A 15,185-nucleotide genomic window follows, 5' to 3' on the forward strand; every position below is an offset into this window, starting at 1 on the left:
GCTGTCACGCGTTTCAGGATTGTTTGCCGATGCCCCAGAAGGAGTTGATCGGCTGGCGTGTGACGCCCGTCAGCTTTTTGCTGTAGGCAATAGGTGGGTAGGAGTAGCAAATCGGAATATACGGCAGCGTCTTGAAGGCCTCGACCTGGATCTCGTGAGCGACCTTCAACTTCTCTTCGGCATTAGTCATCAGGAACCACTGATTACGCAGCTCTTCGAGCCTTGGATTCGTCGGCCAACCGAACCACGACTGCTCGCCCGCTCCGCGAAGCAGCGAATTGACCGAGGGATTGCGAAGATCGACGCCGCCATATGTGCTGTTGAAGGCGCTCCACCCTCCCTTGTCTACCGGGCCCTTGTTGACGCGGCGCTGGATCATGCCGGCGAAATCGGTCGTCACGAATTCGACGTTGAAACCCATGCGCCTGAGAAGATCGTCGGAGACTTGCGCGATGGCAGCCAGCGCCGGGGGTTCGCTTGCGCCGATGAATACGACTTTCTCGCCTGCATAGCCCGCGGCCTTCAGAGCAGCCTTAGCCTTTTCGATGTTCTTTTCCTTCAGGACGGCCGCGCCAGCGTCACTCGCATATGGCGAGGTGCAGGTATAGAAACTCGGACAGGCCCCGCCATTTTCGGGAAGGCCGGCCGTCGCAGCCGCCAGATATTCGCTTTGATCGACGGCCATCGCAACAGCTTGCCGGATTGCCGGATTGTTGAACGGTAGTTGGAGGTGGTTCATGACGAACGTGTAGTTCGTGGCGCTCGTATTTCTCGGTCCTACGACGAGATTTTGATTGTCCTTCATGAGCGGCACGAGATCGACTGGCAAACCGTCCCAGTAATCCTGTTCGCCCGATTGCATTGCAGCGGCTGCCGTCGCGGCATCGCCGATGAACGACCATTCGACCCGGTCCACGGCCGCAGCGTGGTTTCCCGCAAGTCCGCTAAAGGGCTCCGATCGCGGGATATAATCGGTGAATTTCGCGAAGGACGCCTTGTGCCCGGGCACCCATTCGCTCGTCAGGAACTTGAACGGACCGCTGCCGATTGCCTCGGGTATCTGCTTGAAGGGATCCGTCTTCGCGATGCTCTCGGGCATGATGATGCAGCTTGCCGGGCTCAGTTTGCCCAGGGCATCGAGCAGCAGGGGAAAAGGCGACTTCAACCGCATTCTGAAAGTGCGATCGTCGATTACGTCCATCGAATCCGTCACGCCGGCGACCATCTGGCCGGCGACGTCTCTCGTCCACCACCGCCGAATCGAGGCAAGGCAATCGGCGGATCTTACCGGCTCGCCATTGTGGAATTTGAGGCCCTCTCGGAGCTTGAAAACATAAGTCTTGTCTCCGTCTTCGACGGTCCATCCTTCGGCCATTTGCGGCTTCGGCACGAAATCGGCATCTGCGCCCACGATCGTGTCGAACACCATAAAGCCGAAGTCCTGCGTTGCCGCGGCCGTCGTCCAAATGGGATCGACGCTTCCGAGGTTCTGGCTCTTGATGATCTTGAGCGTCGATGTCTTTCCTTGCGCGAAAGCGGGCAACGGAAGCGTGCTTAGGGCCATTCCCTTCAGGAAATCTCGTCTACGCATGTTTAGCCCTCCAGTTTTGCCCTTCGGCAGATGCTTCAATCCTGCGGATCCCAAGCGGGAGCCCAAGCTGGGGAAAAATAGCGTTTCTCCGGGCCGACGCCGGCCAGCTCGGCCATTTCGTTTGCCGACAGCTCGAAGTCGAACAAGTCGAATTGTGATTCTATCTGCCCAGGCTCGCCGGTATCCGGAATGGGCACCGGCAGGACGCCTCGTTGGATGTGCCAGCGCAGCACGATTTGGGTCGCGGTTCTGCCGAGGCGATCGGACAGGGCACGGACGGCGGCATGATCGAGATCTTCCCGCCCCATCGGAGAGTAGGCAATCGGACGCACGCCACGCGCGATGCACGCGGAAACGAGGATCCGCTGCGGCAACGAAGGATGGACTTCGATCTGATTGGCGAAAATTTCCATCCCGGCTCTTTCGGCGGCTTCAATAGCTTCACCGAGCATCGGAGTCGGGAAGTTTGCCGTCCCGAAGTGAGAGATGACGCCGGATACTTGAAGCTCGCGCATCGCCGATAGGGTTTCGGCGATGGGCACCTCGGCATTCGGCCAATGAATAAGCAGAAGGTCGATCCGGTCCAAGCCCAGCACGTCGAGACTTCGTCGAGCCGATGCCAGCACGAGCTCCGGTCGAAGATCGTCGCGTTCCACCTTCGTGGTCACGAACATTTCCTGGCGATCGAGCCCCGAAAGGGCGATCGCCCGACCCACGGCGTCTTCGTTTCCGTAGCTCGGCGACGTGTCCACGTACCGGTACCCGACCTCGATGGCATTAAGGACAACGCCCACGCATCTTTCCCCCGTCAGAAGCCTGGTGCCGAGCCCAACCGCGGGCAACGATGGTCCGTGATGCGGTTGTAAGCCGGCTCCAAGAGACGAAGCGAGACGGCCACTCATGCGCCACCGAACGTTCCGCGAAAGACCAGCTCCGACAGTGGCTTTCTTTCACTTGGGATCTCGCGAGCCTTGAGGTGATCAGGCAACGAGGCGCTATCGCCCAATCTGCCGATCGCCGCCACCGCGTTGATGGCGAAATCGTCGGGCACACCGAGTTCGTGCGCAAGCTTCTCCCCATTGAACCCGGCCATGCCGTGAGTGTACCAATCGGACAAGCTGGCTTGGAGCGCGAAACTCATCCAAGCCGCACCCGTATCGAAGCTGTGCGTCGGCGACGGAAACTCCTTACCGTCGAATTGCAAGGTCTTTTTGGAAACGAATGCGATGAGCGCGGCCGCATGTGCCGACCACGATCGGTTCGTGTTCGAGAGGGTATCCAGAAATGGCTGCCATTTTGGCTCCCCTCGTCTGACGTAGACGAACCGCCAGGGCTGTGCGTTCATGGACGACGGCGCCCATCTTGCCGCCTCCAAGAACGACATGATCGTCTCGTCGTCGATCTCGCTCGGTGAGAACGCTCTGGGAGACCAGCGGTCGACGAACATCGGGGCCACATCGTGTTCGATCTTTCGAGGCGAAAGCGACTTGTACTGTCCTTCGTGATATACGAGCGGCGGAACCACGGAGACATCTCCGCTCGTCACGTGGCCGATGAAGATCGTGTGCGTCCCGACATCGACCTCGTAATAGGTGGAGCATTCGAGGTGCGCAGCCGCTCCGACGAGGATCGGATTGCCATTCCGACCAATTCTGTGCTCGACCGCCGAAAAGGGATTGTCCTGTTTCGACGCGAACAGATTGCTGATCTCTTGCTGATCCTGAGCAAGAATATTGACCGTGAACTGCTTCTCCGTTGATATGATCGGATGACTGCGAGTTGAGCGATTCACGACGATGAGAATCGTGGCTGGATCCGCACTGACGCTGCACACTGCCGTGGCAGTCATCCCGTGAAGCCGCCCCTCGCTGCTGGTGGATATGACGGCGACGCTGGAAGCGATGTTACGCATCAACGACTTGAATAACTCGCCGTTCATGAGCGTCGGACTTTCGTATTTGTTCACGGATCACTCCATTCGAAGCATCGGTGTCAAGCGGACGCCGGGTCGGCTATCCGCGATCGATACATGACGCACGAGAGGGCCATTCCCGTCGCCGCCGCTAGTGCGGCCGCCGTCCACGCTATGGTCGACCATCCCCATTCGGTCCGCATGAAGCTGCCGGCCAGAAGAGAACCTGCCGCCGTGGTCCCGAACACGAGGAAGTCGTTGAGCCCCTGTACCCGGGGGCGCTCGATCGGTTCGCAGCAGCCGGCGACCATGCTGGTTGCTCCGACGAAGCCGAAATTCCAACCGATGCCGAGCAGCACGAGGCAGATCCAGAATGCGAATATGCTTGTGCTTAGCAGAGCCACCACGCCGCTGAGGACGATCAATGACAGACCCGCCAGGGCAACCGACGTTTCGCCAAAGCGCGTGATCAGAACGCCCGTAATCAGGCTCGGCGCGAACATCGACAGAACGTGCCACTGAATTCCAAGGGCCGCCTCTCCTACCGTATATCCGCATCCGGTCATCGCAATAGGAGCGGCCGTCATGAGGAAGCCCATCGTGCCGTAGGACACCATACCCGTCACGACGGCAGGCAGAAACTTGGGGCCTCGGGCTATCTCCATTAGTGGTCGCCCTCCGGAGGCGGTCTTCGCGACTGCCGGGGGAACGTTGAGGGGCACGATCGCCACCAACGAAAGAGCGGCGAAGGCCGATTGGGTGAGAAAGCTGCCCGCGAACGTGAAGCCCGGCAGCAGGTCTCTGGTCCAGATCACGGCCTGCGGTCCGGTGACGGCTGCTACCAAGCCGCCGGTCATGACGAGGGAGATCGCGCTTGCTCTACGCGAGGCGGGTACCGAATCGACCGCCGCGAATCGATAGGTCTGCACGCAAGCGCCGTTTAGTCCGGCCATCACCGTGCCGATGCAGAAGGCGGCGAACGAGCCCACGACGATTCCATAGGCGGCAGTGATGCCGGCGAAGATCGCGAGGAATGCCCCTAGCAGGTAGACCGGCCTGCGGCCGAACCGCCCTATCGCGCGCGACACTGGTATCGTCGCGAGCGCTAAGCCGATCGTATAAAGACTCACCGGCAACGTGGTGAGTGCCTTGTACGGAGCGAGCACCTGGCCGACGAGACCGCCCAGCGATATCACGATGGGCGGCCCGGCGGCTCCGAACGCTTGCGCGCAAGTCAATGCCAGGACATTGCGTTGAAGGACGAGGGATCTGGTCATGGGCGTCTCCCGAACCGAGCCTCTTTGAGCTCAAAACGCCATCACGTTGTCCCTCAGAAGCTGGTGACTATATTCCTTCCGCGTCAGACCTCGCTTCTGCAGCACAGGAACGAGCTCGTCGACAACGCTGTTGACGTAGCGCGGCGTGATCGGGCCCGTGACGAGGAAGCCGTCTCCGCCGATCTCTTCCATCGCCTCCTTCATCTGCGATGCAATCTCGTCTGCCGTGCCGATGAGTTCCCAGCCGGGAGGCCGCATCCCGATGTCGCGCAGCGTGGCCGTGGGGCCGGCGTCCTTGAACATGCGCAGCATCGTCTGCATGCCGTTCGTCTTGATCTCGGGAAGGGGCATATCGAGATCGAATTTCGAAAAGTCGATGCCGGAGAGGAACGAAAGCGAAGCCAGATGAGCCTCGAAGCGCGCCTGGCGCATTTTCAGCAGGTTCTCCTTGATCTCCTCGACGCCCTTCTTGTCTCTGCCGACGAAAACGCCTGCGATGAACATCGTCTTGATCTTGTCGGGATCCCGACCCAGCGACTTCGCATAAGCGCGTACCTCGGCGCGATACTCCTTCATCTCCGCGATGGATTCGCCGCCGGCGAGAACGACTTCGGCATTGCGGCCGCTGAACTTCCGCCCGCGCGGCGATCCTCCGGGAGCGACGTAGAGAGGTTTCGTCTGGGGCGAACGCGGCACGTTCAGCGGCCCGCGCGATTTGTAGTACTTTCCTTCGAAATTGATCGCCCTCACCTTCGCCGGATCGATGAACGTCTTGTTTTCGATATCCATGCGCACGGCATCGGCGTCCCAAGCTTCCCAGAGCTTCTCGGTGAGGTCGATATATTCATCGGCCATATCGTACCGCAGGTCGTGCTCGAACTGCTTGTCGTAGCCGAAGTTCTGCGCCGCGGCATCGCTGGTGGCGGTCACGATGTTCCAGCCGATGCGCCCTTTCGAGTAATGATCGAGCGTCGCCATCTGCCGTGCGAGGATCCATGGCGGATAGAATGTCGTGGTCATGGTCAACGCGACACCCAATCTCTTGGTCGCCGCGAGTATGTAAGGTGTGAGGACCGCAGGGTCGAGCTTCGGCGTCATCGTCGCGTTCTTGAGGTAGAAGTCCATGGAGCCCTTGTAAGCGTAAGGGACTGCGCTGGTGTCCTCCAGGATTAAGAAATCGAAGCATGCGCGCTCGAGAGCCTTCGCTGCGTCTTGGTAGATGTCGGGCTGCGTCCAATCGTAGCTCGCGGCATAGTTCGGGGAATTCCACCCCTGAACGGTGATGCCGGGACCCAAGAACCAACCCAGATGAAACATGCTCATGACGACTCCTGCATTCGGATATGAACCGAGTAAATCTCCAATGCAGCGAACCACGAACGCCGGACCGCCGATAATTCAATCTAACGAAACCGCCGATAATAAACGCCGTACCGAGCTCGACGGCTTCGCGCGAACGATCATCACCGAACGAGCTCGGCGATCCAATTCGATGTCTCGCTCGATTCCGGGAAGGAGTCGTGCCGAACGATCAGGCGATGAGCTTCGGCGTGGCGATCTCCCTGTCCCTCAAATCCCCCTCCACGGCGCCCCGCTCGCCTGCGGAGGAAAATGCGCTTCTCAACTCCTCGATGAACTCTTGCGTCGCCGGATCCGGTATCTCGTTCCTCATCCTCACAAGGCATATGCTACGCACGATACGAGGCGTACTTATGGTGTGAATGGAAAGGCGTCTGCGGTCGGTGCTCTTATGGATTGCGCCTGTCGGGAGGATCGTCGCATACCGTCCGATCTTCACCAGACTGATGGCTGCCGCCATGGAATCCACTTCGATTCTCGGGCTAAGATCCAGGCCGGCTCTCTGCAATGGCTGCGCGATGATCGACCGCAGGCCATGTCGGCTTGACGGCAAAACCAACGGCAATCTCGACGCGGTCTCCAGTGTGACCGGCCCCGGCGGCAACAACTCGGTCGATCGTTCGACGACGACCGCCATATCGTCCTCGGCGATGAGGTCGAAGGACATCTCGGGATTGTCGACCACGCGATCCGTCAAAGCGAAGTCTATCCGCCCGGACGACAGCCATTGGAGTAGCTTGCCCGAATAGGCCTCCAAAACCTGAACGATTGTCTCCGGATAGCGTTCGGACCAGCATTTGAGGGCGTTGGCGAAATACTCCGCGGTCTCGCTTTCGGCATCCAGAGCCGGAATAAGGCCGAGCCGCAACCGTCGCGGTCTTCCGCCGATCGCGTCGGCGCGTAGCGCTCGGACCGCGTCCTCGAATTCCGCCATGAGCGGCGCAACTAGGCCATAAAGAACATCCGCTCTGGCGTTCGGATCGAGGCCACGGTGCGAGCGTTCGAACAGTTGAGCGTCCAACAACTCCTCGAGACCATGCAACTGCACGGTAAGAGCAGGCTGCACCACGCATAGGCGCTGCGCTGCGCGGCGCATATTGCCTTCTTCGTAGAGCGCGAGAAACGAGCGGCACAACTTCAGTGAAATGCGCTCCGGTTCGGTATCGTCTTCGGGCAATGGCGTCCCAGACGCCACCGAAGTGGAGAGCAATTCTTCGTAGTGCTGGCGCATCGCGGCCGCGAGGGCGTTGCTGTGTTCGCCAGAGATCGAGATGGTCGGATCGAAGTCGCTCTTCTCAAGCAGAGCACATTCGAAGTATTCGGCGACGAGCGCCGGATTCAGCTGCGCCGCGGGAATTAGAAAGTTGAAATTTCGGCTCAGGCTGCCCTTCGCCAGGATTTCGGGAGCTTCCTGGCTGAGGCAATTGATTCGCGCTTGGGTTTTTTCCGCGATCGAAAGTAGCAGAGCGAGCTGGCTGTCGGGAAGCTCCGGGACCGCAAAGGAATTGTTCATCAGTTCCGACAGGGGGACATCCCGCGTATGCCACCCTTTGTTCGGTCCCGTGCGCACGAGTACCCATCTGTCGGGGATGACGTGTGCATCGTTAGCCGCTGCCGGACAGGGCCGCTTGCCCCCGAAACCGACCATAAGACCCGTCTTGTCGCATCGATCGGGACCGCAATACTTCGTCGAGATCCAAATGGGGTTCTCGTACTTCAAAGCGGACCGTGCGACCTGGCCGATTGCCTTGTCGAACATTGCCCCGGCATATCCTTGCGGCAGAAGCACTTCGATCCGCTCTGAGGCAGCCACTTCGCCGGTACGAAAGTGAGCCAGACAGTGAGCCGCGTGTTCCATGAAGGGGCGCAACAGCCGGTAGGCTTGCCGCCCGGCCGGCGTAACGGCCAGGCCACCTTGAAGCCGCACGACGAGATGCTGGTTGAGCTCGTCGCTCAGCGACTTGATATGAGCGCTCAACGAAGAGCGCCCCAATCCGAGGCGCTTCAGCGCGGAAGCAACGCTTCCTTCTTCCACTAGCGCGACAAAGGTCTCGATCTGGCTCAAATTGATGCCAGAAGTCCTGTCACGTAGTTCTGCAATAGCCATACGAATGCTCTCACCGGAACTGGCGCTTCAGTTTAGCAAGATGCATGCCAGCTCGATCAAGCCAGCCCTAGGGCATATACTACTCGGAGATGTCCAGATGACAGGCAACCATCCTGCGTTGGCTTCCGACCGAACGCAGCTTGGGTTCTTCCAGCCGACAACGGTCGAACGCCTTCGGGCACCTGGTATGGAAACGACACCCCGACGGAGGATTGATCGGGCTGGGCACATCCCCGGTCAGGACGATGCGCTTCGAAGTTTCCTTTCCCGTCTTCGGCACGGAGGAGATGAGCGCTCGAGTATAGGGATGCAACGGACGTTCGAGAATGAGATCTCGATCGCCGATCTCCACCATGACACCCAGGTACATGACCGCGATCCGATGAGTCAGGTGACCTACGATCGCCAGGTCGTGGCTGATGAACAGCAACGAGAGTTTGAGCTTGTCCTGCAAGTTGGCGAGCAGATTGATGATCTGCGCCTTGACCGAGACGTCGAGGGCCGATACCGCCTCGTCGCAGACGATGAGGCTAGGCTCCGGTGCGAGCGCACGGGCGATGCAGATCCGCTGGCGTTGGCCCCCCGAAAATTCATGAGCAAAGCGATGCGCGGCGTCGCGCGGCAGGCCGACGGCGTCGAGCAGTTCGCCGACGCGAGCGTCGAGCGCCTTGCGTCCTTTGATGATGCCGAAATTTACGAGCGGCTCCGCCAGAATGTCGCGAACGCGCATGCGCGGGCTTAGGCTGGCCATCGGGTCCTGGAAGATGACCTGAAAATGCCGGCGGATCTTTCTGAGCTGCGGCTTGGCGAGACCGTCGACCCGCCAGCCGTCGAACCACACCGCTCCGGCACTCGGCGGCGTAAGGCCGAGCACTGTTCTTCCCAGCGTGGACTTGCCGCACCCGCTCTCTCCGACGATCGAAAGAGTTTCCCCGCGGGCGACGGAGAAGGAGACGTCGTCCACGGCCCGCACGACTTCTCGGGTCCCGAATCCCGTGCGAGGCCTAGGAAAGTGCTTCTTCAGGGAAATGACCTCGAGAAGTGCGGGCTCGCTCATGGAAATAACTTCCCGCATTTATGGTGACACGCCGCTACGTGGCCCGGAGCGACCGGCTCCAGCTCGGGCTCGATATCGAAACATATCGATGAAGAACGGCTACATCTGGCGGCGAAGGAACACCCCACTCGGATCTGGCTGGGCGAAGGCACCTGGCCCGGGATCTCGGTCAGCGGACCATCGCTCCTGCTGCGATCCAGGCTCGGGATCGCCGTCAAGAGTCCCACAGTGTACGGATGTACGGGCCGTGCGAAGATGTCTTCGGTCTTCCCTTCCTCCACTTTGGTACCCGCGTACATGATCACGACGCGATCAGCCAGTTCGGACACAACGCCGAGATCATGGGTAATGATGACGATGGACGAGCCCGTACGGGCCTTGAGCTCGCGCATAAGATCCAGGATCTGGGCCTGCACCGTGACATCAAGAGCCGTGGTCGGCTCATCGGCAATCAAGAGCTCCGGATCGCACGCCATCGCCATGGCGATCATTACGCGTTGCCGCATCCCTCCGGATAGTTGGTGTGGGTATTCCCGCATCCGACGCTCCGGATCGGCAATGCCAACCTGAATCAGCAACTTCAAGGCACGGCGCTTCGCCTCGGAGCTCGATATATCCTGATGAAGAAGGATCGCCTCCGCGATCTGGTTTCCTATCTTCATAAGCGGATTGAGAGAGCTCATCGGCTCCTGGAAGATCATCCCAATCGCGTTGCCTCGAACCGACCTCATCTGGGTTTCGGGCGCGTCCAGAAGCTCCGTTCCCTTGAATTTGACGCTTCCGGAAATATTGGTGGTTTCGGCGTTGTGCAACCGCATGAGCGATAAGGCCGTCACGCTTTTTCCCGAACCGGATTCCCCGACTATCGCCAGTGTTTCCGCGCTTCCGACGACGAAGGACACGCCGCGGACGGCGCGAACGCTCCCCGCCGCCGAGGCAAATGAGACCTCCAAGTTCCGTACTTCGAGGACCGTCGTCACGATCGCTCCGCCATTCTAGGGTCAAGCGCGTCCCGCAGTCCGTCGCCCAGAAGGTTCACACCCAATACGGTCAATCCCAGGAAAGAGGCCGGGATGAAGACGAGGAATGGCTTGACCTGCCAGAGAGCCTTTCCGTCGGCCATGATATTGCCCCATGAGGGAATCGTCGGCGGCGTACCTGCACCTATGAAGGATAGGCTCGCCTCAATGATAATCGCGGCCGATGCGACGAATGTGGCTTGTACCGTCAAAGGAGATATCACCGCCGGGACCAGGTGCCGGATGATGATCTTTGGCTTCGTCGAGCCCGCAGCGACGGCGGCCTCCACGAAGGGCATTTCACGGAGCGCCAGCATAACGCCACGTATCACTCTGGCCACACGAGGAATTTCGACGACCGTTATTGCTATGATCACGGTACCGATCGACCCACGTGTGGCAGCCATGAGAGCGATAGCCAGCAGGATCGACGGGATCGACATGAAACCGTCCATGATACGCATTACGGCGGAGTCCGCCCATCTTCCGGAAGCCGAGATCATTCCGACGATCGTCCCGCCGAGGCAGGAAAGGAACGCGCACGATATGCTGACGCTAACGGAGATTCTCGCGCCGTACGCGACGCGGGAATAAAGATCACGTCCAAGCGCATCGGTCCCGAACCAGAACTCCGCCGACGGTGGCCGAAGCCGCTTCGTCACCGAGATCGCGCGAGGATCAACCGTACCAAGGAATGGGGCGAAGACCGCGATCAGGACGACCACCACCAGGATCGACGCTCCAGCGACGATCTGCGGATGGCGCTTGACGAACTTCAGCACTTTCCGTTCTGCCGCCGGACGGGCCGACAGCTGGATGGTCCGCAGCGATGTAACCATGCAGGGGGGCGACGCTTGATGGTTCAATATCTGATCCTCGGATCTACGACCGTGTAAGCGAGATCGGTGATGAGATTGATCGCCACGTAGCTGGCGCTGAATAGCAAAACCACACCCTGAATCACGGGATAGTCGCGATGTAGGATCGCATCGAGCGTAAGCCGGCCGATGCCTGGAATGGAAAATACGCTCTCGGTTATCACCGAGCCACCCATAAGCGTTGCGATGCCGATGCTGACGACCGTCACGATAGGCACACAAGCGTTTCGTAAGGCATGTTTGTACAAGATCACGCGCGGACCGGCGCCCTTCGCAATGGCCGTCCTGACGTAGTCCTGCGTCAGCACGTCGAGCATCGACGCCCGCGTGGTACGAGCCAAGACGGCCGCATAGGAAACGCCAAGCGTTACGGAGGGGAGGATCAGATGGGAAATATACGAACCGAAACCTTCGCTGAGAGGGACGTAGCCTTGCGCGGGCAGCCAACCTAACGACGTCGAGAACGAAAATGCGAGGAGGTACCCTACAACAAAAACCGGCAGCGAAAAGGCAAGCACGGTCAGCGCTGTGATGACCCTGTCGATGGCCTGCCCTCTTCGCCATGCGGCGACGACTCCGACAGGAACGGCGATCGCCACCGAAATGATCAAGCTAAGCATGAGCAACGAGAACGTCGGTCCTATTCGTTGCCCTATCATGTGCACGACGGGCTGGTTCGCGAAGATTGAGGTGCCGAGGTCGCCGTTCATTAGTTGCCAGATCCAATAGCCGAACCGGAGATAGAACGGCTGATCCAGCCCCATAGCGATGCGAATGCGCTCGACTTCCTCCGGTGTCGCCTGGTCTCCGGCGATCATGGCGGCCGGGTCGCCAGGGGTGACGTAGAGTAGACCGAATACGATGAAAGCTACGATCAACATGACCGGTGGTAACATCAGTATGCGGCGGAACATGTAGTAGACCATATCGCCTCCGAACCGCGTACCGTGCTCGTGGTCAAGCGGGCTCGTCGTTCTCCGACGGGACGTCGTTCGACCCGCTTCACAGACTAGTCCGACAAATCGAGGCCGGCCAATAGTGCTTCGCGTCGTCGGCGATAGATTCCGCGGTCGACAGGGCGCGAAGCGAAATGGTTAGTCAGATTGATTAAAGCGCCGCCAGCGAATGCAACGAAATTGTTCGTCCGTGGATCGTCCAGCACCGCGCCATTACCAGGAACCGCCGCCGTCCGGGCCGGATCGCCGAGAAGTCATCCAGGTTCAGCATAACCTGCGAGACGGGCCTCGACGTCCCACTGCAACGTCAGCTCGTAGTCGCTTTCGCTGACCGGGACGAATCCCGCGAGACGGAGACTGTCTCTCAACGACGCGCATTCGGTCGCGGAAGCGAAGCTTGCCAGGGCGGCCTGCAGCTTCTCGACGACCGCATCTGGACAACTTGTTGCCGCCACCAAGAGCGGCGCAGGCGCGGGATCGGTGGTCGCGATGATCCTGATTTGCGAACGGAGCTTGTCGTCGTGACGCAGCATCAGTTCGAGCGCGTAGCTATCGAGCGGCCCGACGTCGATATCGTCTGCTAGGAGAGCATCGATGACGCGACGTGGCGTCGTCAGCGGGCCAACACTCTTTCGAAATAACCTGGCTCCGCGCTGGCGGTAGTAAGGCAGAAGGTGATGGCGCAAGGCATTGTACCCGGAATGCGAGTCGGGAACGGTGTATCCAAGTCGGCCTCCGAAGGTATCTTCAAGAGTGGTGTAAGCGCTATCCGAACGGACGAGCAGCCTTGTCATGTACACCGGCCCTTCGGCTCCAGCCGGGATTGGTGCCGCAACAGGCCGTGGTCGCCGCCGCGACAGCATGAAGGGAAATCCGCACATGAAAGCGCAGGCAAGATCCGTACGGGACCAAAGGTCCCCGAGGGGAAGCGGAAATTTGTGATCGATGACCTCGAGATCTACGCCGCTCTCGTTTGCGAGCCAGCGGAACAGCTCCTTCCACGCGGCTGCGGCCTCAGAATTGACTGAGTACATTCGAGCATTTGCGACGAACGACATGAAGTCCCCCTACCCTTATCGAACGCAGATTTTGGTCTGCTTCGGTATGACCCGTCGCTTCAAGGAGAAGGGCCACCACGAAAGCCGAACGTCGGACGACCGCTCTGATCAAATAACCCGTCGCTCGTGGCGAGGATCGTGCATGCAAGATCAGCGCCGCATCATACTCGCCCGTGACGTTCCGCTTCGAAGAGGCGTTGCACCGAACGCTGCCGAACGGCGCCGCCGGCAGTGACGCATCACACTTGGCCGAATAGGCGCTGGTAAACCTATCGCCCGACGGAGACTTCACCGAGAAGCAACGTCACCGCCAACAAACCCGGAAATATACTCAATGCCACGCTGATTTTGAAAACGAGGACGGCCGCCATGCTGCACTCCCCCCGGATATTTGCAAATCACCTGAATCTTACCCCTTGCACCTTCCGCTTCAAGCCAAAGAATTGAAACCCACAGCTGTGCTCATTCCGTCAGAGCACTTGATCGCGCGGATACCCCAGCGCCACCGTCGTTTCTTCCATAGCGATGACATCCATCTCCAACAATTTGAGCAACAATTTCATACCCTTCTCCTGCTCCCACGACCGCACTCGAACGGTCAGGCAACTAAGCTGCTCCAAAAAGCGTGATCAAGTCTTATAACTTCATATTTTGAAGCTACCTTGACCCGAACTCGGATTTGCTTCAAGGAGAGGTCGAACTTGGCGGGTCGCCTGACTTCTACTGAGGTGCGACGCGAGGATCTCGATGGGTCGCTTACGCGTCAACCGCCGGGATCCCAGCTGCGCGATTGCGTCTGCGCTCGTCGGCAAATGATGCCACGAGACGTTGATCGTCAATTTTGACCCACGCCGACGATGCGGCAGCTTTGCGCAGAAACAAGACACAAATGCAGGACGACCTAAAATGATTATTGGGCTCTCGACTTCGACATTCACTGCTCTTCACGTGCTCATAAGCCTCATCGGCATTGGCGCCGGGCTAGTGGTTCTTGCCGCCATGACGGCAGGCAAATGGACACCGAATTGGAATGCGATCTTTCTCGTCACGACTATCACGACCAGCGTGACCGGGTTCATGTTCCACTCGGAGGCCTTCGGGCCGCCGCACGTCGTTGGAACGATTTCGTTGATCGTTCTCGCGGTGGCGCTGGTGGCTCTTTACGCACAGGAGCTTGCCGGCTGGTGGCGCCTGATCTACGTGGTGACGGCAACTACGGCACTCTACCTGAACTTCTTCGTCGGCGTCGTTCAAGCGTTTCAGAAACTCCCAGCTCTGCATGCGTTGGCTCCCACCCAATCGGAAGCCCCGTTTCTGATCGCACAGATCATTGTCATGCTCGCATTCATCGTCATGGGATTTTTCGGCGCGAAGCGCTTTCGCCCATTGTGATGTGGACAAGGATCTGACTGCTTCCAGGCTCTCTGACGGAACTCCTTCGAATGTCTAAAGCAACCGTGGTGGCCCCTAAACAAGGAAATCTACCGCGAGCTGCCGATGCGAAGTCCGATCCTCGCCTGCACGATCTGGCCGACAATTACTAGGAGAGAAAAGATGGCAGCATACGTCATTGCCGAACACATCGTCACCGATGAGGTCAAATTCGAGGAATATCGAACCAAGGTCGGACCGTTGATCGCGAAGCACGGAGGCCGCAATCTTACGAAGGGTGGAAGCCAGAAGATGCCCGAGGGCGGGCACTGGAAACCCGAGCGCGTTATCATCATCGAGTTTCCCGACATGGACGCGCTGAACGCTTGGTACACTTCGGCAGAGTACCAACCGCTTATCGCCCTCCGCAAACAGTGCACGAGCGATCGCGACATGTTGTTTACGCTCGAAGGCGTTTAGTTTGAACGAGGCACGATTCGCCCAGACCGCTGCCAGGCACAAACCGTGATGGTATCAGCCGGTAGGGGGGCAAGACCCCAACGGGGCCGCGGCACGACCACGTCTGCCGGTTGGCCCGCC

General features: G+C 59.3%; 13 protein-coding genes. 2 read left to right on the top strand and 11 right to left on the bottom strand.

The annotated features are described in order from the left end of the window. Positions 1-13 precede the first annotated feature (13 nt). The 11 genes from AC0L20_RS18680 to AC0L20_RS18730 form a co-directional block, all read right to left on the bottom strand. Positions 14-1,630, bottom strand: coding sequence for an ABC transporter substrate-binding protein (locus AC0L20_RS18680; protein WP_473290550.1), 1,617 nt, complete (start codon positions 1,628-1,630; stop codon positions 14-16). Beyond that, positions 1,627-2,385, bottom strand: a complete 759-nt coding sequence (locus AC0L20_RS18685) for an aldo/keto reductase (protein WP_473290552.1) — start codon at positions 2,383-2,385, stop codon at positions 1,627-1,629. The genes AC0L20_RS18680 and AC0L20_RS18685 overlap by 4 nt, the downstream gene beginning before the upstream one ends. A gap of 104 nt (positions 2,386-2,489) precedes the next feature. Beyond that, positions 2,490-3,557: a flavin reductase gene (locus AC0L20_RS18690; protein ID WP_473290554.1), complete on the bottom strand. Its 1,068-nt coding sequence runs from the start codon at positions 3,555-3,557 to the stop codon at positions 2,490-2,492. A 26-nt stretch (positions 3,558-3,583) separates the two neighbouring features. Beyond that, positions 3,584-4,780, bottom strand: a complete 1,197-nt coding sequence (locus tag AC0L20_RS18695; protein ID WP_473290556.1) for an MFS transporter — start codon at positions 4,778-4,780, stop codon at positions 3,584-3,586. A 30-nt stretch (positions 4,781-4,810) separates the two neighbouring features. After that, positions 4,811-6,103 carry an NtaA/DmoA family FMN-dependent monooxygenase gene (locus tag AC0L20_RS18700; RefSeq protein ID WP_473290559.1) on the bottom strand — a complete coding sequence of 431 codons (1,293 nt, stop codon included), beginning with the start codon at positions 6,101-6,103 and terminating at the stop codon, positions 4,811-4,813. A 208-nt stretch (positions 6,104-6,311) separates the two neighbouring features. After that, the gene (locus AC0L20_RS18705; RefSeq protein WP_473290561.1) at positions 6,312-8,246 is read right to left on the bottom strand and encodes a LysR family transcriptional regulator; all 1,935 of its coding nucleotides are present in this window, start codon (positions 8,244-8,246) and stop codon (positions 6,312-6,314) included. Positions 8,247-8,325: 79 nt separating this feature from the next. After that, positions 8,326-9,303 carry an ABC transporter ATP-binding protein gene (locus AC0L20_RS18710; RefSeq protein ID WP_473290564.1) on the bottom strand — a complete coding sequence of 326 codons (978 nt, stop codon included), beginning with the start codon at positions 9,301-9,303 and terminating at the stop codon, positions 8,326-8,328. Next, on the bottom strand, positions 9,300-10,283 hold the full coding sequence (locus AC0L20_RS18715; RefSeq protein WP_473290566.1) for an ABC transporter ATP-binding protein: 984 nt from the start codon (positions 10,281-10,283) through the stop codon (positions 9,300-9,302). Before AC0L20_RS18715 ends, AC0L20_RS18710 begins: the two co-directional genes overlap by 4 nt. Beyond that, the gene (locus AC0L20_RS18720) at positions 10,280-11,161 is read right to left on the bottom strand and encodes an ABC transporter permease (protein ID WP_473290923.1); all 882 of its coding nucleotides are present in this window, start codon (positions 11,159-11,161) and stop codon (positions 10,280-10,282) included. The genes AC0L20_RS18715 and AC0L20_RS18720 overlap by 4 nt, the downstream gene beginning before the upstream one ends. A 23-nt stretch (positions 11,162-11,184) precedes the next feature. After that, positions 11,185-12,126 (bottom strand): ABC transporter permease, encoded by a 942-nt coding sequence (locus AC0L20_RS18725; RefSeq protein WP_473290569.1) that lies wholly within the window; start codon positions 12,124-12,126, stop codon positions 11,185-11,187. Positions 12,127-12,410: 284 nt separating this feature from the next. Continuing rightward, complete coding sequence (locus AC0L20_RS18730) at positions 12,411-13,214, bottom strand: phosphate/phosphite/phosphonate ABC transporter substrate-binding protein (protein ID WP_473290573.1); 804 nt, start codon at positions 13,212-13,214, stop codon at positions 12,411-12,413. 906 nt (positions 13,215-14,120) lie between these two features. Between AC0L20_RS18730 and AC0L20_RS18735 the strand changes: the two genes are divergently transcribed. Continuing rightward, a complete protein-coding gene (locus tag AC0L20_RS18735; protein ID WP_473290575.1) occupies positions 14,121-14,606 on the top strand; it encodes a hypothetical protein in 486 nt (161 codons plus the stop codon). Positions 14,607-14,768: 162 nt separating this feature from the next. Continuing rightward, entirely contained in the window at positions 14,769-15,065 is a 297-nt protein-coding gene (locus tag AC0L20_RS18740) for a DUF1330 domain-containing protein (protein ID WP_473290577.1), read from the top strand. The last annotated feature ends 120 nt before the right edge of the window (positions 15,066-15,185 follow it).

The sequence above is a fragment of the Bradyrhizobium sp. Kon58 genome (genome assembly GCF_055807455.1).